This is a genomic window from Devosia sp. P1_H9 (genome assembly GCF_056405135.1).
This window is the reverse complement of record NZ_JBFUCQ010000001.1, coordinates 19,054-38,470: the sequence shown is the minus strand read 5'-3', so window position 1 is coordinate 38,470 and position 19,417 is coordinate 19,054. Positions and strand designations below refer to the sequence as shown.

General features: G+C 64.9%; 16 protein-coding genes. All 16 read left to right on the top strand.

What is annotated here, in order from left to right:
• The first annotated feature begins 29 nt into the window (after window positions 1-29).
• The 16 genes from rsmH to AC1DYL_RS00090 all read left to right on the top strand — a co-directional run bounded on the left by rsmH (window position 30) and on the right by AC1DYL_RS00090 (window position 19,312).
• Entirely contained in the window at window positions 30-1,016 is a 987-nt protein-coding gene (gene rsmH / locus AC1DYL_RS00165) for a 16S rRNA (cytosine(1402)-N(4))-methyltransferase RsmH (protein WP_477149020.1), read from the top strand.
• The gene (gene ftsL / locus AC1DYL_RS00160) at window positions 1,013-1,387 is read left to right on the top strand and encodes a cell division protein FtsL (RefSeq protein WP_477149021.1); all 375 of its coding nucleotides are present in this window, start codon (window positions 1,013-1,015) and stop codon (window positions 1,385-1,387) included. The genes rsmH and ftsL overlap by 4 nt, the downstream gene beginning before the upstream one ends.
• Entirely contained in the window at window positions 1,388-3,118 is a 1,731-nt protein-coding gene (locus AC1DYL_RS00155) for a peptidoglycan D,D-transpeptidase FtsI family protein (RefSeq protein WP_477149022.1), read from the top strand. It begins immediately after the preceding gene.
• Window positions 3,096-4,583, top strand: coding sequence for a UDP-N-acetylmuramoyl-L-alanyl-D-glutamate--2,6-diaminopimelate ligase (locus AC1DYL_RS00150; RefSeq protein WP_477149023.1), 1,488 nt, complete (start codon window positions 3,096-3,098; stop codon window positions 4,581-4,583). Before AC1DYL_RS00155 ends, AC1DYL_RS00150 begins: the two co-directional genes overlap by 23 nt.
• A 5-nt stretch (window positions 4,584-4,588) precedes the next feature.
• Window positions 4,589-6,013 carry a UDP-N-acetylmuramoyl-tripeptide--D-alanyl-D-alanine ligase gene (locus AC1DYL_RS00145; protein ID WP_477149024.1) on the top strand — a complete coding sequence of 475 codons (1,425 nt, stop codon included), beginning with the start codon at window positions 4,589-4,591 and terminating at the stop codon, window positions 6,011-6,013.
• A gap of 23 nt (window positions 6,014-6,036) precedes the next feature.
• Window positions 6,037-7,122, top strand: a complete 1,086-nt coding sequence (mraY, locus tag AC1DYL_RS00140; RefSeq protein ID WP_477149025.1) for a phospho-N-acetylmuramoyl-pentapeptide-transferase — start codon at window positions 6,037-6,039, stop codon at window positions 7,120-7,122.
• A gap of 114 nt (window positions 7,123-7,236) precedes the next feature.
• Complete coding sequence (locus tag AC1DYL_RS00135; RefSeq protein ID WP_477149026.1) at window positions 7,237-8,397, top strand: FtsW/RodA/SpoVE family cell cycle protein; 1,161 nt, start codon at window positions 7,237-7,239, stop codon at window positions 8,395-8,397.
• Window positions 8,398-8,411: 14 nt separating this feature from the next.
• The gene (gene murG / locus AC1DYL_RS00130) at window positions 8,412-9,497 is read left to right on the top strand and encodes an undecaprenyldiphospho-muramoylpentapeptide beta-N-acetylglucosaminyltransferase (protein WP_477171604.1); all 1,086 of its coding nucleotides are present in this window, start codon (window positions 8,412-8,414) and stop codon (window positions 9,495-9,497) included.
• Window positions 9,494-10,918, top strand: a complete 1,425-nt coding sequence (gene murC, locus AC1DYL_RS00125) for a UDP-N-acetylmuramate--L-alanine ligase (protein ID WP_477171603.1) — start codon at window positions 9,494-9,496, stop codon at window positions 10,916-10,918. Before murG ends, murC begins: the two co-directional genes overlap by 4 nt.
• Window positions 10,915-11,907 carry a UDP-N-acetylmuramate dehydrogenase gene (murB, locus tag AC1DYL_RS00120; protein ID WP_477171602.1) on the top strand — a complete coding sequence of 331 codons (993 nt, stop codon included), beginning with the start codon at window positions 10,915-10,917 and terminating at the stop codon, window positions 11,905-11,907. Before murC ends, murB begins: the two co-directional genes overlap by 4 nt.
• A 399-nt stretch (window positions 11,908-12,306) precedes the next feature.
• Window positions 12,307-13,227: a D-alanine--D-alanine ligase gene (locus tag AC1DYL_RS00115; RefSeq protein ID WP_477171601.1), complete on the top strand. Its 921-nt coding sequence runs from the start codon at window positions 12,307-12,309 to the stop codon at window positions 13,225-13,227.
• Complete coding sequence (locus AC1DYL_RS00110) at window positions 13,215-14,177, top strand: cell division protein FtsQ/DivIB (protein ID WP_477171600.1); 963 nt, start codon at window positions 13,215-13,217, stop codon at window positions 14,175-14,177. Before AC1DYL_RS00115 ends, AC1DYL_RS00110 begins: the two co-directional genes overlap by 13 nt.
• A 4-nt stretch (window positions 14,178-14,181) precedes the next feature.
• Window positions 14,182-15,495, top strand: coding sequence for a cell division protein FtsA (ftsA, locus tag AC1DYL_RS00105; RefSeq protein ID WP_477171599.1), 1,314 nt, complete (start codon window positions 14,182-14,184; stop codon window positions 15,493-15,495).
• 182 nt (window positions 15,496-15,677) lie between these two features.
• Window positions 15,678-17,324 carry a cell division protein FtsZ gene (ftsZ, locus tag AC1DYL_RS00100; protein WP_477171598.1) on the top strand — a complete coding sequence of 549 codons (1,647 nt, stop codon included), beginning with the start codon at window positions 15,678-15,680 and terminating at the stop codon, window positions 17,322-17,324.
• A gap of 108 nt (window positions 17,325-17,432) precedes the next feature.
• A complete protein-coding gene (gene lpxC, locus AC1DYL_RS00095; RefSeq protein ID WP_477149034.1) occupies window positions 17,433-18,389 on the top strand; it encodes a UDP-3-O-acyl-N-acetylglucosamine deacetylase in 957 nt (318 codons plus the stop codon).
• Window positions 18,390-18,472: 83 nt separating this feature from the next.
• Window positions 18,473-19,312 carry an outer membrane protein assembly factor BamD gene (locus AC1DYL_RS00090; protein WP_477149035.1) on the top strand — a complete coding sequence of 280 codons (840 nt, stop codon included), beginning with the start codon at window positions 18,473-18,475 and terminating at the stop codon, window positions 19,310-19,312.
• Window positions 19,313-19,417 lie beyond the last annotated feature (105 nt).

Below are 19,417 nucleotides of genomic sequence, written 5' to 3'. Positions count from 1 at the left end.
GCTTTGCCGGAGTGGAGTTCGGGCGGAAGATGAGCAAGCCGAAGGGCAGCGAGCAGCAGGCGCCGCATGTGCCGGTGCTGCTGGCCGAGGTGCTCGAAGCGCTGCAGCCGCTGGAGGGTGCCCGCATCCTCGACGGCACGTTCGGAGCAGGGGGTTATTCCCGCGCCCTGCTCGAAGCCGGCGCCTCTGTCGTCGCACTCGATCGTGATCCCTCTGTGCTCCCGCATGTCGAGGCGCTCAACGCCGATTTCCCGAGTCGATTCAAGTTCATCGCCGGCACGTTTTCCAATCTGGATGAACTGGCCGGCGGCCCAGTGGACGGTGTGGTGCTCGATATCGGCGTCTCGTCGATGCAGCTCGATCAGGCCGAGCGCGGCTTCTCGTTCATGCAGGAAGGCCCGCTCGATATGCGGATGTCCTCCGATGGAGAGTCCGCCGCCGATCTGGTGAATACCCTCGAAGAGGCCGACCTCGCCAACCTGCTGTTTGCCTTCGGCGAGGAGCGCAAGTCGCGCCGCATCGCCAGTGCCGTTGTTGCCGCGCGCGCCACCGCGCCGATTTCGACCACGACGCAGCTCGCCCGGCTCATCGAAAAGACCATCGGCCGCAAGCCCGGCGACGCGCATCCCGCCACTCGCAGTTTCCAGGCGCTCCGCATCGCGGTGAACGGCGAGTTCGACCAGCTCGTCGAGGGCCTGTTCGCCAGCGAGCGGCTGCTGACGGAAGGCGGCCGGCTTGCCGTCGTCACCTTCCATTCGCTGGAAGATCGCATCGTCAAGCGCTTCTTCGATCCCGAGAAGGGCGCGCCGACACAGTCGCGGCACTTGCCGCAGGTGGTGCTCGAGGCGCCGCGCTGGGCACGGGCCGGCAAGGCGCAGAAGGCGTCTTCCGCCGAGATCGCCCGTAACCCCCGCTCTCGCTCGGCAACGCTGCGCTCGGGCAGCCGTACTGCTGCGCCGGCGCGGACGGTGAGCTACGCCGGGCTAGGCGTGCCGATGTCTCGAGGTGCCGCATGATCAAGATGCTCAACGCGGTGATGGTCTGCACCAGCCTTGTGGGGCTGGTCGGGGTCTACGCGCTGAAATATTCCGTCGAGGACATCGCCAGCGCCAAGGTTGCGCTGGAGCGCAAGATCGAGCGCCAGGAGGGCGATCTCAGTCTGCTGAACGCCGATTGGTCCTACCTGAACCAGCCGGCGCACGTCGCTCCGATCGTCGCCCGCCACCAGGAAGCGCTGGCGCTGATCCCGACCAATCAGGAACAGTTCGGCCGGATGGACAATCTGCCGATGCGGCCCGCCGCTCCCGACACGCAAGCGCTCGATGCGCTGCTCTCCTCACTCGACGCGGGCATCGACCCGATCGAACAGCTGATCGAGGCCAACTAGATGGCGATCATCACCGAAGGCGCCGAGACCATCTCGCTCGACGGCGGGCGGAAGGCACGCGGCAATCTCACCAAGGCTCGCATCCGCTGGGTCATCGTGGCGCTGGTGCTGGTCTTCGGCACGGTCGGCGGCCGACTGATCCAGCTTGGCGCCACCGTCACCGACTCGACCATCGAAGGCGTTGCCCGCGATGTCATCACTGCCAGCCGCCCGGCCATCCTCGACCGCAATGGCCTGGAGATGGCCGTCGATATCCGTGTGCCGTCGCTGTTTGCCGAGCCGCGCCGCATCATCGACGTCGAAGAGGCGGTGCAGAAGCTGCGCACCGTACTCCCCGACCTCAACGAGGACTGGCTGCGCAAGCGCCTCACCGGCGACAAGGGGTTCGTCTGGGTGAAGCGCGAGCTCACTCCGGCGATCGAAGAGAAGATCTTCCAGCTCGGCATCCCGGGCATTGAGTTCGTCACCGAGAGCAAGCGCTTCTACCCGTCGGGGCAGGAGGCGTCGCACATCCTGGGTGCCGTCAACATCGACAACCAGGGCACCATGGGCATCGAAAAGCACATGGACGACGACAGCCTCGCAATGCTGCAGTCGATCGGCCTCGCCCGCGGCAACGAGCTGGCGCCGGTGAACCTCTCGATCGACCTGCGCGTTCAGCACGTGATGTACGAGCAGCTGCAGGATGCGCTGGTCCGCTACAAGGCCGTCGCCGCGGCGGGTGTGATGCTGGACGTCAAAACCGGCGAGGTCGTCGCACTGGCGTCGCTGCCGGATTTCGACCCGAACAATCCGTCGACCCTGTTCCAGGACTATAACGGGGTCAAGAACGACCGCTTCAACCGCATCACCTCCGGCATCTACGAACTCGGCTCGACCTTCAAGACCATCACCCTGGCTGGCGCCCTCGACAGCGGCAAGGTGAAGATCACCGACCAGTTCGATGCTCGCTTCGGCGTGCGCTTCGGTCGCTTCACCATCGACGATTTCCACGGCAAGCACCGGATCCTGACGCTGCCGGAAGTCTACAAATACTCGTCCAACATCGGCACCATCAAGATCATGCAGCAGCTGGGCAAGGATGATTTCCGTGCCTTCCTGAGCAAGATCGGCATGGATAAGCCGGTGCCGTTCGAGCTGCCGGAAATGCGCAAGCCCAAGGTGCCGGAGAAGTTCTCCGAGATCGTCGCCGCAACCTCGAGCTTCGGCCACGGCCTGTCCGTGTCGCCGCTGCACATGGCGCGCGCGGTCGCCGCTTTCGTGAACGACGGCAACATGGTGCCGCCAACGATCTACAAGCGCACCGAGGCAGAGGCCCGCCAGCTCTACGAGCGCGTGATTTCGCCCCATACCAGCGCCGAGGTCCGCTACCTGATGCGCCTCAACGCCATCGGCGCGGGCGGCTCGGGCTCGCGCATGAACAAGATTGCCAACGGCTATCGTGTCGGCGGCAAGACGGGTACCGCCGAAAAGGTGGTCAACGGCCGCTACACCTCCAACGTCAACTTCAACGCCTTCGCCTCGGCCTTTCCCCTCGACAACCCGCGCTATGCGATGGTGATCGTGGTCGATGAGCCGCACGCGGAAAACGCCCAGAGCGGCGTCACCGCAGGCTGGAATGCTGGTGAAGTCACCGGCCGCATTGTACAGCGGGCTGCACCGATGCTTGGAATCAGCCCAGACTTCAGCGAAATGTTGGATACGAACCTTGTCCCAGTCGAACTTCGCTGAAGTCCTAGAAGAAGGCGTGGACGTGCCCTTCGCGCTCGCAGACCTGCTCAAGGGGGCCGGTGCCCCCTCTATTCCGCCGCTTGAAGTTGAAGGCATCAACGCCGACAGCCGGGCGATCGTCCCGGGCGAGGCGTTCTTCGCGCTGCCCGGAACACGCGTACATGGCGATGGCTTTGCGGCGCAGGCCGTGGGGCGGGGCGCCAGCGTGATGATCAGTGACCGGCAGCCGGATGCCGATCCCGGTATCCCCGTTGTGCTGGTCGACGATGTGCGCGCCGCCTACGCCCAGGCCGCCGCGCGACAGTTCGCGCCGCAACCGGAAATCTCGGTTGCTGTTACCGGCACCAACGGTAAATCCTCGATCGTCTCGTTCGTGCGCCAGATCTGGACGGCCTGCGGCATCGAGGCGGCCAGCCTCGGCACGGTCGGCGTCGAGACCAAGGCCGGCATCCGGCCGCGCGAACTCACCACCTCGGACCCGCTGTCGCTGCATCGGGATCTCGGCGAGCTGCGCGCCGAAGGTATTGGCCACGTCGCCATGGAGGCCTCCAGCCAGGGCCTCGACCAGCGGCGCGTCGACGGCATCCGTTTCAACGCGGTAGCCTTCACCAATCTCAGCCGCGACCATCTCGACTATCACCGCGACATGGACACCTACCGTGACGCCAAGCTCCGCCTGTTCACCGACCTGATCGCCGAAGGCGGCGCGGCGGTGGTCAACGTCGACGACCCCGAGCACACGCCGTTCCTGTTCGCCGCGCTCGATCGCGGGGCCACGCTGATGACCGTCGGCAAGGAAGGCGCGTTCCTCGAGATCACGGAGATCAAGAACGAGGGCTATGGCCAGCGCGTCATCGGCCGCATGGTCGGCGAGCCGGTGAGCTTCTATCTGCCGCTGACCGGCGCGTTCCAGGTCAACAACGCCGCCGTAGCGCTCGCACTCGCCATCGCCACCGGTGCGCCGGCCGATCGGGCGGTGAAAGCGCTGGAAAGCCTCAAGGGCGCCAAGGGCCGGCTGGAACTCGTCGCCGAGCATAACGGCGCCGCCATCTTCGTCGACTATTCGCACAAGCCCGTGGCGCTGGAGACGGCGTTGGAGTCACTCCGCCCATATGCCAAGTCGAAGCTCCGCCTCGTCTTTGGGGCCGGCGGTGACCGCGACAAGGGTAAGCGCCCGATCATGGGCGACGTCGCCCACCGCCTCGCCGACGACGTGATCATCACCGACGACAACCCGCGCACCGAGGACGCGGCTACCGTCCGCTCCGAGATACTGGCGGCGGCGCCCAATGCCCTCGAGGTCGGCGATCGCCGCCGGGCCATCGAGACTGCCATTGGCCGTCTGCAGCCCGGCGACGTGCTGCTGATTGCCGGCAAGGGCCATGAGGACTATCAGATCATCGGCACCACCAAGCACCATTTCTCCGACCACGAAGTGGTGCTGGAGACGCTGAAAGGACTCTAGCGCCGATGCGACCGCTCTGGACCGTCGCCGAGGTCGTCAAAGCCACCGGCGGCCGGCCCGAGGGCCTGTCGGACGGCCCGATCTCCTCGATCTCCATCGATTCCCGCGAAATCGCCCCGGAAGCGCTGTTCGTCGCGATCCGCGGCGATACCCATGACGGGCACGATTTCGTCGGCAAGGCGCTGGAAGCCGGCGCCACCGCGGCGCTGGTCTCCGAAGCCTACCACGCCGCTCACGGCGGCAAGAATCTGATCGTCGTGCTCGATACGCTGAAGGCGCTGGAGCAACTCGGCATCGCCGCGCGCGCCCGCAACCGTGGCCAGATCATCGCCGTCACCGGCAGCGCCGGCAAGACCACCACCAAGGAAGCGATCCGCACCGTACTCGCCGCCTCGGGCGAGACGCACTACTCGATCAAGAGCTTTAACAACCACTGGGGCGTGCCGCTGATGCTGGCGCGCATGCCGCGCGAGGCGCAGTTCGGCGTGTTCGAGATCGGCATGAATCACCCGGGCGAGATCACGCCGCTGGTGAAGCTGGTTCGCCCGCACATCGCGGTAATCACCACCGTCGCCGCCGCGCATCTCGAGTTCTTCAACTCCGTTGGAGATATCGCCGTCGCCAAGGCGGAGATCTTCCTGGGGCTCGAGCCGGGGGGCACCGCAGTGCTCAACGCCGACCATGAGCACCTCCATATCCTCTTCGCCCATGCCCGGGCGGCCGGCGTGTCACGGATCGTCACCTATGGCTTCGACGACAGCGCCGATTGGCATATCGGCCGGGTCGATAGCAGCGCCAGCGCGACGCTTGCGGAAGTGGACCATGCGGGCGAACGCTTCAATCTGCACCTCCAGGTGCCCGGTCGCCACATGGTGGCCAACGCGGTCGCGGCGCTCGCCGTGGCGCACCTCTCGGGCGAGGGGACGCGCAAGGCGATCGCAGCCCTGGCCAAATTCGGCGCGCCGGAGGGCAGGGGCCTCACGCTTCGCCTGGGGCCCGATGCCAAGCCGTTGCTGCTCGTCGACGAGAGCTACAACGCCAACGTCGCCTCGATGACTGCAGCCATGGAACTCTACGCCGGTGTCAGGGCGCCTGATGGCCGGAAGGTCCTGGTTCTCGGCGACATGCTGGAGATGGGCCCGCAGGGCCCGCAACTCCACGCCGGCCTCGCTAACGCCGTGCTAAAGACCGGCGCCAGGCAGATTTTCCTCGTCGGCTCGGCGATGCGCGCACTCGCCGATGAGTTGCGCCATCGCGCCGAGAGCGACCGCGATATCCCCGGTGTGACGCATATGCCAACCGCGGAGGAGATCACCGATACCGTTCTCTCCGCGCTTGCCTATGGCGACGCAGTTATGGTCAAAGGGTCGAAAGGCGTCCGGCTTGCACCGTTGGTGCAGAAGATCCGCGAGCGCTTCCAGAACGCCTAGGCGACGGGTGGGACACCGACAGGATGCTGTATTTCCTCGGGCAGTTGGGCGATAGCCTCGCCGCCTTCAATGTGTTCCGTTACATCACTTTCAGGACGGCGGGCGCGGTGATGACCGCGCTGTTCTTCGTGTTCCTGTTCGGCCCCGGCATGATTTCGGCGTTGCGCATCCGCCAGGGCAAGGGCCAGCCGATCCGCGAGGACGGCCCCGCCGGTCACCTGCTGACCAAGAAGGGCACGCCCACGATGGGCGGATTGATGATCCTGTCGGCGACAGTGATCTCGATCTTGCTCTGGTCGAACCTCTCCAACGGCTATGTCTGGGTGGTGCTCGGCGTCACGGTTTCGTTCGGCGCCATCGGCCTTTACGACGATTACCTCAAGGTAAAGCGCATGTCGCATGCCGGCTTCTCCGGCCGGCAGCGGCTGATCCTCGAAGCCATCATCGGCGCCGTGGCCTGCTACTTCATCTCCGTTCTCGGCGATCCCGCAACCTCGACCTCGCTGTTCTTCCCGTTCGTAAAGGGTCTCGCGGTCAATCTCGGCTGGTTCTTCGTCCTCTTCGGCGCTTTCGTCGTAGTTGCCGCCGGCAACTCGGTGAACCTCACCGACGGGCTCGATGGCCTCGCCATCGTCCCGGTGATGGTCGCCGCCGCCTGCTTCGGCCTCATCGCCTATCTCGTCGGTTCGGCCACCTTCTCGGAATACCTGTTCCTCAATCCGGTGCCCGGAACCGCCGAACTCTCGGTAGTCTGCGGCGCGCTCATCGGCGCGGGCCTAGGGTTCCTGTGGTTCAACGCCCCGCCGGCCCAGATCTTCATGGGCGACACCGGCTCGCTGGCGCTGGGCGGCGCGCTTGGCACCATCGCGGTCGCCACCAAGCATGAGATCGTCCTCGCCATCATCGGTGGCCTGTTTGTCCTCGAAGCCGTCTCCGTGATCGTCCAGGTGGTCTCGTTCAAGCTCACCGGCAAGCGAGTCTTCAAGATGGCCCCGATCCACCACCATTTCGAAATGATGGGCTGGACCGAAAGCCAGGTGGTGATCCGCTTCTGGATCATCAGCTTCGTGCTGGCGCTGATCGGGCTGAGCTCGCTGAAGCTGCGCTAGCCGCTCCGACTCGCAAAACGCGAATCCGTTCCGAACTTGGTAACCAAGCCGACGCTACAATTTGCATCTAGTTGTGCGTACGGGAGGCTGTCCGGGTGAGGGCGGCGTCGGGACATGTTTTCACGCGAGCGTAAGACCCCCATCGCCGAGTGGTGGTGGACGATCGACAAGTCATTGCTTGCGGGATTGATCCTCCTCCTGCTGGTCGGCGTGCTGCTGAGCTTCGCAGCGAGCCCGCCGGTGGCGGAGCGCCTCGGCCTCGGTCCGTGGCATTTCATCATCCGTCAGGCGATCTTTGCGGCGCTTGCCGTTCCGGTGATGATCGCGACATCGCTGCTGCCGCATCGCGCGGCGCGGATCGCCGCGCTTGGTGTGCTGGTGGTTTCGATCATCCTCCTCTGGCTGACGCTAAAGTTCGGCGTCGAGGTCAAGGGCGCCAAGCGCTGGGTGTCGGTTGCCGGCAATACCGTGCAGCCGTCCGAATTCGTGAAGCCGGCCTTTGCGGTCATCGGGGCATGGCTGTTCTCGGAGAGCATGAAGCGGCCCGGCGTGCCGGCGCGCCTTATGGCGACCGGCGTGATGCTGACGATCGTCGCGGGTCTGCTGCTGCAGCCCGATATCGGGCAGACGGCTCTGATCCTCGCCACCTGGGGCGTGCTGCTCTTCCTTTCCGGCATCTCATGGTTCGTGATCTTCGGGCTGGGCGCCGCGGGGGTAGGGCTGCTGTTCGCCGCCTACATGTTCTTCCCGCATTTCGCCAAGCGTATCGACAGCTTCGTCAATCCCGAGGGCGGCAACACCTACCAGGTCGACAAGGCGCTGAACTCGCTGCTCGAGGGCGGCTGGTTCGGCCGCGGCCCGGGTGAATCGCTGGCAAAGAAAGTGATCCCCGACGCCCACGCCGACTACGTGTTCTCGGCCGCCGCCGGCGAGTTCGGCATCCTGTTCTGCCTCGGCCTCGTGACGCTGATCGGCTTCATCGTGGTCAAGGCGCTGATCGGGGCGCAGCAGCAGTCGAGCCTGTTCGCGCGCCTCGCCGCATCGACCCTCGCCATCCAGTTCGGGCTGCAGTGCTCGATCAACCTGGCGGTGAACCTCAACCTCATTCCGCCCAAGGGCATGACGCTACCGTTCGTCTCCTACGGTGGTACCTCGATGCTTGCGATTGCCTTCGCCATGGGCTTGATGCTCGCTTTCACCCGCAAGAAGCCGGAGGAGCGCCTCGCAACCGGGCTTCCCGTCTATCGTAGCGGAGTGCTATCCCCCGCCGAATGAGCAGATTCATCCTTATGGCAGGCGGTACGGGAGGCCATCTCTTCCCGGCAATGGCGCTGGCGCAGGAGTTGCGCCGGCGTGGTCACGACATCCAGTTGATGACCGATCATCGCGTCGCGAGCTATGGCAGCGACTTTCCGGCCAGCGCCACCCATATCGTGCCGTCGGCGACCCCATCGGTCGGCAACCCGATCCGCTTTGTCAGCGCCGGCGTGACCATTCTTGGCGGCATCGCCGTCGCCTTCGGCAAGTTCGGCAGCATCAAGCCGGATGCGGTGATCGGCTTCGGCGGCTATCCGGTATTCCCGCCGTTCGTTGCGGCCAACCTGCGCGGCATCCCCGGGATACTGCATGAGCAGAATTCGGTAATGGGTCGTGCCAACCGGGCACTGGCGAAGATGGCGCGGGTGATTGCCCTGAGCTTCGCCCGCACGGCGAAGGCCGAGGCGTTCGCCGACAAGACCATCCTCGTGGGCAACCCGCTGCGCGACCGTGTCCGTGCGGTGGTCAAGGTGCTGTATCCCGAACTCGAACCCGGCGGCGCCATTCGCCTGCTGGTGTTTGGCGGCAGCCAAGGCGCTCGCATTTTCGCCGATCTGGTGCCCCCGGCCATCGCCGAACTGCCGCAGGAATTGCGCTCGCGGCTGCGCCTCGTGCAGCAGTGCCGAGCCGAAGACCTGGATCGCGTGGCCGAGACCTATCGGCAGGCCAAGGTGAATGTCGAGCTCGCGGCGTTCTTCGATGACCTGCCGGAACGGATGGCCGCGTCGCATCTCGTCATCTCGCGCTCCGGCGCCTCGACCATCGCCGAACTCACGGCAATCGGCCGGCCGGCGATCCTGGTGCCGCTGCCGGGTGCGATCGACGCCGACCAGAAGAACAATGCGCTGGTGATGGAGGCCGCGGGCGGCGGCTGGATCGCCGAGCAGGCCACGCTTACGCCACTATCGCTTGGCACTCGCTTGGCCTCACTTCTCGGTGATCCCGGCGTGTTGGAGCGGGCCGCAGCGGCCGCCAAATCGCTGGGTCAGCCCGACGCCGTCACCAAGCTCGCCGACGCGGCAGAACGCCTCGTGGCCAAGGGGAAACAACCACAATGAAGATGCCGCGCAACATCGGACCGGTGCACTTCGTCGGCATCGGCGGCATCGGCATGAGCGGCATCGCCGAGATCCTGCACAACCAGGGCTACAAGGTCCGCGGTTCTGACAGCGCCGAGAACCCCAACGTGCAGCGCCTCAGGAAGATGGGCATCGAGGTCGAGGTCGGCCAGAGGGCCGAGAACCTCAAGGACGCGGCTGTCGTCGTCATCTCGTCGGCGATCAAGAAGGGCAATCCGGAGCTTGCAGCCGCTCGCGCCCGCGGCCTGCCGGTGGTGCGCCGGGCCGAAATGCTCGCCGAGATCATGCGATTCAAGAACGCCATCGCCATTGGCGGCACGCATGGCAAGACCACCACCACCACGCTGGTCGCGACACTGCTCGATGCCGGCAACATGGATCCCACCGTCATCAACGGCGGCATCATCAATGCCTACGGCACCAATGCCCGCCTCGGCGACGGCGAGTGGATGGTGGTCGAGGCCGACGAGAGCGACGGCACTTTCGTCAAGCTGCCGGCCGACGTCGCCATCGTCACCAATATCGACCCGGAGCACCTCGACTATTACGGCGACTTTTCCGGGGTGCAGCAGGCCTTCCTCAACTTCGTCGAGAACGTGCCGTTCTACGGCTTCGCCGTGATGTGCATCGACCACCCCGAGGTGCAGGCGCTGATCGGGCAGATCCGCGATCGCCGCGTCATCACCTATGGCCGCAACCCGCAGGCCGATGTGCGGCTGGTCGACCTCGAGATCAGGGACGGCATCAGCCATTTCGCCGTTGAAATCCGCGACCGCATCCGCATGACGCACCTGCGCATCGAAGGCCTCGAGCTGCCGATGCCGGGCGAGCACAACGCGCTCAACGCCACCGCGGCCATCGCCGTGGCCGACCAGCTCAAGGTGCCGGCCGAGGCGATCCGCAAGGGCCTCAAGGGTTTCTCCGGCGTCAAGCGCCGCTTCACCCGCACCGGCGTCGTGGGCGGCATCACCGTGATCGATGATTACGGTCATCACCCTGTCGAGATCGCCGCAGTGCTGAAGGCAGCCCGACAGTCGACCCGTCGCGACGTCATCGCCGTGGTGCAGCCGCACCGCTATTCGCGCGTCCACGACCTGTTCAACGATTTCGCCACCTGCTTCAACGATGCTGACACGGTCATCGTCGCGCCGATCTACGCCGCTGGCGAAACGCCGATCGAGGGTGTAACCCACGAGGAGCTGGTGCAGCGCATCCGCGCCCGCGGCCACCGCGACGCCCGCGTCATCGATCGTCCCGAAGCCCTGGCACCGCTGATTGCCTCGCGCGCCGCCGAGGGCGACTATGTCGTCTGTCTCGGCGCCGGCAACATCACGCAGTGGGCGGCCTCGCTGCCCGCCGAACTTGGCGCGCTGATCGGCAAGGAGCCCGAGCTGCCATGAACGTTCACGTTCCCCAGTGGCCTGACCTGATCCCGACACTCGGCAGTTGGACCTCCGAAGTCCGCGGCCAGCTCATCGCCAACCAGCCGCTCGATGAAATGACGACGCTGAGGGTAGGGGGACCGGCGCAACTGTTCTTCCGCCCGGTCGACGAAGAGGACCTGGCGTTTTTCCTCAAGCACCTGCCGGCTGAAATCCGCGTCACGGTGGTTGGGCTCGGCTCGAACCTCCTGATCCGCGAAGGCGGCCTGGACGGTGTGGTGATCCGGTTGCCGGCCAAGGGGTTCGGCGCCATCGACATTCTCGACGGCCACCGCGTTCGCGCCGGCGCTGCCGTCCCCGACGTGAAGGTTGCCACGGCCTCGGCCGAGGCAGGGATCGACGGGTTGTGGTTCTATCGCGGCATTCCCGGCGGCATTGGCGGCGCGCTCTACATGAATGCCGGCTGCTACGGCACCGAGACGCGCGCCCGCATGGTCGAGCTGCGCGCGGTAACCCGGCAGGGCGACATCGTCACGCTTACCAATGCCGACATGGGCTATCTCTACCGCAAGTCGAACGGGCCGCGCGGCGCTGTGTTCACCTCGGCGATCTACCAGGGTTTTCCGGGCGATCCCGAGAAGATCCTCACCGAGATGCGCACAGTCACGGAGCGGCGCGAAAGCACGCAGCCGACCCGCGCCAAGACCGCTGGCTCCACCTTCAAGAATCCCGAGGGACACTCGAGCTGGAAGGTGATCGACGAGGCCGGCGGCCGTGGCTTCACCTTCGGCCGCGCCCAGATGAGCGAGATGCACTCCAACTTCCTCATCAACATGGGCGAAGCGGATGCGTTCGAGGTCGAAACCGTCGGCGAGAGCATCCGCCAGAAAGTGCGCGACAAGCACGGCATCGAATTGAAATGGGAAGTTCGCCGGATGGGCCATTTCCTGCCCGGCCGCGAAGTCCGCGAATTCATGGACGGCCAGCCGTTCACCGGGGCGGTTTAGGTGCGTGTCGGTGTCCTTACTGGTTCACCCAAAGCGGGCGGCGGGGCGGCCATTCTTGAGGTTGGCAGCTACGGCGACAGTTATTTGCTTTCTGGCGGCCGCTGCCTTCTTCGTGTGGTCGGAGTATTTCGAAGCGCCGCCTGCGTGTGCGACCAACATGTCGTCTGAAAGGGCGGTTCAGTTGATAGGGGCAACGTTGATCGAGCGCGGTTTTTCCTCGGGGCAAATTGGCGATCTGGCTGTCAAAGGTTGGAAGCGTGACGAAACCGAGAGGTGGCCCAGCTATGGCGTACGCTTCACCGTAACACTGCTGGGAGTCCAGCGCACGATGACGGCGATAGGCAATGGATGCGGGCTTAGCGAGTTGTTTGATCTGACACAGGGACATCGGCCAATCCTATGACCAAGCACGTTGCCGTCCTGATGGGCGGGGTGGCCAATGAGCGGCCGGTGTCGCTGAAGTCGGGAGCCGAGTGCGCCCGGGCGCTGCGGAACGCTGGGTACAACGTCACCGAGGTCGATGTCGGCTACGATATTGCCGAGCGGCTGCGCGAGCTCAAGCCGGACGTCGCCTTCAACGCCCTGCACGGGCCTTTCGGCGAGGACGGGACGATCCAGGGCGTGCTCGAGTTCCTGCGCATCCCGTACACGCATTCTGGCGTGCTCGCTTCGGCCTTGGCGATGAACAAGCACCAGGCCAAGATCATGTTCAAGGCGGCCGGCATCCCGGTCACCGATCACACCATCGCCAACCGGGCCGAAGTCGCCCGTGCCCACGTTATGGCGCCGCCATACGTGGTGAAGCCCATCGCGGACGGCTCGAGCTTCGGCGTGTTCATCGTCAAGGCCGACCAGTCGCACCCGCCGCAGGAATTGCTGCGCGAGGACTGGAACTCCGGCGAAGACGTGATGGTCGAGCGCTACATTCCCGGCCGCGAACTGACCTGTGCCGTGATGGGCGACGTGGCGCTGGGCGTGACGGAGATCGTCACCGACCTCAGCTTCTACAATTATGAAGCCAAGTACGCCCATGGCGGCTCCCGGCACGTCATTCCCGCTGAAATTCAACCGAAAATTTACGACAAAGTGCAGAAGATGGCCCTTAAGGCGCATGCTGCGCTTGGGTGCCGGGGCGTGTCGCGGAGCGACTTCCGCTACAACGACCAGGCAGGGCCGGACGGCGAGCTCGTCTGCCTCGAAATCAACACCCAACCAGGCATGACCGAAACGTCGCTGGTTCCCGAACAGGCCCGCTTTGCCGGCCACTCGTTCGAGGATCTGGTTGCCTGGATGGTGGAGGATGCGAGTTGCAACAGGTAGGGGCAAAGGGTTTCGCCAACGCCCAACCCGTCGATCCTCGTCACCTTCCAGTCCCGATTTCCCGTTCCGGCCGGCGTGCCCTGGTCAAGGCCAGCCACGTCTGGGTGCTGCACAAGCAGCTGATCGTCCGCGGCATCGGCGCGCTGTTGGCGCTGCTGTTCATCGTCGGCGTGTTCGAGGCGCGTGACGCGATCGGGTCGGCCGGCGTCACTGTCTATCGCTTCGTCCAGGGTGAGTTCGCCCAGGCCGGCTTCGGCATCGACGCCATCGAGATCACCGGCCAGACGCTGACTGACGACAAGGACATCATCACGCTCCTCACCGTCGGCACCGGCAATTCGACGCTGACCTTCGACGCCCAGAAGGCGCAGGCCCGGCTCGAATGGCTGCGCGCCGTACAGTCCGCCACGGTGCGGAAGGTCTATCCGAACCGCGTCATCGTCTCGATCGTCGAGAAGGTGCCCGTAGCGCGCTGGCGCGTCGGCGACACCACGTGGCTGATCGACGATGCCGGCAAGAAGATCGGCACCGATATCAGCTCCTACACCGATCTGCCGCTGGTGATCGGGGAGGGCGCCGCCGACGATGCCGTCGCCATGGTTCGCGTGCTGGCGCGCCACGCAAAGCTCGAGGAGCAGCTCGCTGCGCTGAGCCGTATCGGCGACCGCCGCTGGGACCTGATCTATCGCAACGGCCTGCGCGTGCAACTGCCGGAAAGCGGCGTGGCGCAGGCTCTCAGCCGGCTGGAAATGTACCAGGCCGACTACGCGCTGCTCGATCGCGACGTGACGCTGATCGACCTGCGCGTGCCGGGCATCGTGACGTTGAAGCCGGGTGAACTCGCAGCCGCAGAGATCGCTGCGAACAAGAAAAGCAACAAGCATACGGTCAAGGGTTCGTCGGATTACGAGACCCCGGCCGAACGCAAAGCCGAAGCCGGGGCCCAGTAAGACCATGATGACCGATGCACTGACCGCCCGCCTCAAGCCGGTACAGCCGGGCCGCACCTCGCTGGTGACGGTGCTCGATATCGGCTCGACCAAGATCTGCTGCGTCATTGCCCGCCTGGTGCCGCGCGCCGAAGGCAAGTCGCTACGGGGCCGCACCCACAATGTCGAAGTCATCGGCTTCGGCTATGGCCCGTCCTCAGGCATCAAGAGCGGCGTCATCTCCGACCTCGACAAGGCCGAGCAAGCCGTCCGCACCGTCGTCGGCATTGCGGAGCGGGCGGCAGGCGTCACCGTGCAGTCGGTCATCGTCAACGTCACCGCGGGCCGTCTTGGCTCCGAGACGTTTTCGGCCGGCGTCAACCTCGGCGGCCAGGAAGTCGAGCGGGCGGATATCCAGCGTGTGCTGCGCGCCGTCAACGACCGTTCCGTTCGCCCGGAGCGCTCGATCGTCCATGCGCTGCCCATCGGGTACACGCTCGACGGCCAGAAAGGCATCAAGGATCCCAAGAACATGGTCGGCGAAAAGCTGTCGATCGATGTCGCGGTGGTCTCGGCTGAAACCCTCGCCATGCGCAACATCGAGCTGGTGCTGCATCGCTGCCATCTGCAGATCGAAGCGCTGATGGCGACTCCCTACGCGTCGGGCCTTGCCACGCTGGTCGACGACGAAAGCTCTCTCGGCGTCGCCTGCATCGACTTCGGCGGCGCCACCACCACCGTATCGGTGTTCGCTGAAGGCCAGCTCGTCTATGCCGACGCCATCGCCATCGGCGGGCATCACCTGACCCTCGACATCGCCCGCCACCTGTCGGTCGGAATCGCCGATGCAGAGCGGCTGAAGACCATGTACGGCTCGGTGCTGCCCGGCCAGGCCGACGAGCGCGACATGATCGCCATCACCCCGGTCGGCGCCACTCGCGACGAAGCGCCGGGGCAGATTCCCCGCTCGCACATCACCCGCATCATCCGTCCGCGCATCGAGGAAGTCCTTACCGCGATCAAGGACCGCATGCAGGCCACCGGCATGATGGACATCTGCGGCCGGCGATTCGTTCTCACCGGCGGCGCCAGCGAACTCACCGGCCTGCCCGAAGTGGCGCGTCGGGTGCTCGCCCGCAACGTCCGAAACGGTCGCCCGATGGGCATTTCCGGCCTGCCCGAAATGGCCAAGGGCCCTGCATTCGCTACGGTTGCGGGCATGCTCATCTATCCGCAGGTCTGCGCCCAGGAATACGTGGAGCCGCACCGCTCGGTCCGCCTGACGGGCACGGATGGCTACCTCGCCCGCGTCGGCAGTTGGCTGCGCACCAGCTTCTGAGTCTCTGCCGAGTTGCACCCTGAGGCCCCGCCGGCCTCAACTTCATGCTTAACGTAACGTAACCAAGCCGTTAGGCCGGCTTGCAAATTGCCATCACGTTAACGGTTTTGAGGGCATTGTTAGGGTCTGATTAACGAATTGGCGACTAATACTGGTCTCACACGCCACGCATGGGGCCATTCATGACCATCAACCTCACCATCCCGGACATTCAAGAATTGAAGCCGCGCATCACCGTTTTCGGTGTCGGCGGGGCTGGCGGCAACGCGGTCAATAACATGATTGCGTCGGGCCTTTCCGGAGTGGACTTCGTCTGCGCCAACACCGACGCACAGGCCCTGGCGCTTTCGAGCGCACAGCGGATCATCCAGCTGGGCGTCTCGGTTACCGAGGGTCTCGGTGCCGGTTCCCACCCGGAAGTGGGTAGGGCAGCGGCCGAAGAAAGCTACGACGAGATCAACGATCACCTCAGCGGCGCGCACATGGTGTTCATCACCGCAGGCATGGGTGGCGGCACCGGCACCGGTGCAGCCCCAGTGGTGGCGCGTGCGGCGCGCGAGCAGGGCATCCTGACCGTCGGCGTGGTAACCAAGCCCTTCCAGTTCGAAGGCAACCGGCGCTCGCGCCTTGCCGAGGACGGCATCGATGAGCTGCACCGGCATGTCGATACGCTGATCGTCATCCCGAACCAGAACCTCTTCCGCGTTGCCAACGAGAAGACCACCTTCGCCGACGCCTTCAAGATGGCGGACCAGGTGCTCTACTCCGGCGTCGCCTGCATCACCGACCTGATGGTCAAGGAAGGCCTGATCAACCTCGACTTCGCCGACGTCCGCGCCGTAATGCGCGGCATGGGCAAGGCGATGATGGGTACGGGCGAAGCTTCCGGCGAGGATCGTGCACGGCATGCTGCCGAGGCGGCGATAGCCAACCCGCTGCTCGATGACGTGTCGATGCAGGGCGCCCGCGGCCTCCTCATCTCCATCACCGGCGGTCCGGATCTCACCCTCTACGAAGTCGACGAGGCGGCCAGTCGCATCCGCGAGGAAGTCGACGCCGACGCCAACATCATCCTCGGCGCCACCTTCGACCCCGATATGAGCGGCACGATCCGCGTGGCAGTCGTTGCTACCGGCACCGATGCAACGATGGTGCAGGCGCTCGAGCCGATGAAAGCCAACCCGGCGCGCGTGCCGCTGCAGGCTGCGGTGATGCGCCAGGCAATGCCGGAACGCACGGTCGTGGCGGAAGCCCAGCCGGAGCCGGAATTTGAGTCGCAGGTAGAGCAGGCGGTGGCCGAGGCCATTTCCTACGCCGAGCCGACTTACCAGGACTATCAGGAAGACGACGGCATCACGGTCGAGCCGTACATTCCGCAGGCGACGCACACTCATCTCGAAGAAGCTCCGCGACTCATCGAGGCGCCAATTCCCAGCGCTTACGTGCCGTCCAGCGCCGAACGTCCCGACGGACAGCGCCGGATGCCGCGTACCGAGGAGCTTCCGGCTGTTGCAAGGCGGTCACTGAACGAGCAAGAAAAGCAGGAAACGGAACCGCGCAACGCGCGCGCCCTGTTCAAGCGTCTGGCCTCGAATGTCGGCATTAGCCTTAAGTCGAACGAGCCGACGCGGGCCGAGCCGACGGTCGAGCAGAGTGCTGACGATGCGGCTGCACGCAGCGCCATCGAAGCCGGAGGCGCCCGGAATGCGCGGGTTTCCGGTGGTGCCGAGGGCGCTCGCGGCAACCTCGACCAGCATGGTCGGGCACCGGCCCAGCCGGCCCAGAAAGAGCACATCGAAATCCCCGCCTTCCTCCGTAAACACGGCTGATAGCCGTAGGGGAAAGGCCCAGTACACGCCCCCGGCGCGGCTTCCGCGCCGGGTTTTTATTGTCTATGACTGCTCCCGGTTTACGTTGGGGCATGGAGTCCTAAGAGCATGCAGAAACTTTCGGCGCGGCAGCGGACTTTGGCGGAAGCGCTAGAGTTCAGCGGCTTCGGCGTCCACTCCGGCGCTCCCGTCACGCTCACCATCGAGCCCGCACTTCCCGATAGTGGCTATACGATCACCCGCCTGCTCGATGACGGTCGCCGCGTCGGTCCCGTGCCGGTGCACTTCTCGCGGGTCACCCGCACCACGCTCTGCACCACTCTCGATCTCGGCGACAGCGTCTCCGTCGCCACCGTCGAGCATGTTATTTCCGCCCTTTCGGGCATGGGCGTCGACAATGCCCACCTGATCCTCACCGGCGCCGAGTGCCCGATCCTCGATGGCAGCGCCGCGCCCTTCGTGCGGGGCATCCAGGAAGTGGGCCTGATGGTGCAGCCGGCGCCGCGCCGCTACATCAAGATCATGCGCCAGGTGCTGGTGCGCAACAACGAGGCCTCTGCAGCGCTCGAGCCATACAATGGCCGGATGCTCGACCTCGAGATCGATTTCGACAGCCGCGTCATCGGCCGCCAGCGGATGATCTTCGACTGGACGCCGCGCAAGTACTACGAGGACGTGTCGCGCGCCCGGACCTTCGGCTTCGTCCGCGATGCCAAGATTCTCCGCCAGGCCGGTTACGCGCTCGGCTCCTCGATGGAAAATTCGATCACCGTGCACGAAGATCGGATTCTCAATCCAGGCGGCCTGCGCTACGAGGACGAGTTCGTCCGCCACAAGCTGCTCGACGCCATCGGCGACCTCGCGCTCTGCGGCCTGCCGATCTATGGCCGGTTCCGTTCCTACAAGGGCGGTCACGCCCTGAACGCCCTGGTTCTGCACGGGCTCTTCGCCAGCGAGGCCAACTACGAGATCGTCACTGCCGACCAGCTGCCGGCAGCCTTCGACGCGCTCGACGACATGCCGGAAGGACTCAATGTGCAGTCCTATCTGCGTTCGGTCGGTTGATCGGCCAGCGCCACAGTTTTGATCTTTTTTGTCAGTAGTTCGCCTGCCAGTTTCAGGTGATGCGTTAAGGGATGGGGCAGGTCGTGACGATCTCTCAGCATGCAGGTTTTTCGAGCCGGTTCTCACGCTTCGTGCTGATGGGCTGCGTTGTGGTGCTGCTCGCCGGTTGCAACCTGTTTGGCCAGCCCAAGATCAAGGAAGAAGCGATCATCCCGCCCGAGACCCTGTACCAGCAGGCGCTCGACGAGATGGAGAAGCAGCGCTACGTCACCGCCGTCGCCACGCTTGAAAAGCTCGAGCGCCAGCATCCGTTCTCGGAGTTCAACGAGAAGGCGAAGCTGATGGAGGTCTACGGCAACTATCGCATCGGCAAGTTCGAGGAAGCGATTCTCGCCGCCGACCGCTACATGGCGCTCTATCCGACCTCCAAGGAAATGCCCTACGTCCTCTACCTGAAGGGCAACTCGTACTTCGGGCAGATCAAGGACATCACGCGCGATCAGCAGATCTCGAAGGATGCCATCGAGACCTACAGCCTGATCATCGCAAACTATCCGGACAGCAAGTACGCCAAGGACGCGCAGGACAAGATGGTTGTCGGCGTCGACCAGATCGCTGGCAAGGAAATGTCGGTCGGCCGCTACTATCTCGGCAACGGCAATTACCCGGCCGCGATCAACCGCTTCCGCGTGGTCGCCGAGCAGTTCCAGACCTCGACCCACATCGAAGAGGCGCTGTTCCGCCTGACCGAAGCCAACCTGGCGCTCGGCCTCGTCTCCGAGGCGCAGACTGCCGCGGCCGTGCTCGGTCACAACTATCCGCAGAGCAGCTGGTACAAGCAGGCGTTCGATCTGCTCGCCAAGCAGGGCGTCACGCCGCAGATCAACGCCAATAGCAGCCTCGCGCAGTTGAAGAAGAGCTAAGCGGGCAACAATTTCGTTGCCTGTTTGTTCCCCTTTGAGCTAGGCTGTACGGCGCAAGTTTGTTCGGCCCCGTTCGGCCGGTCGACCACCGAGGGGCCACTCCCG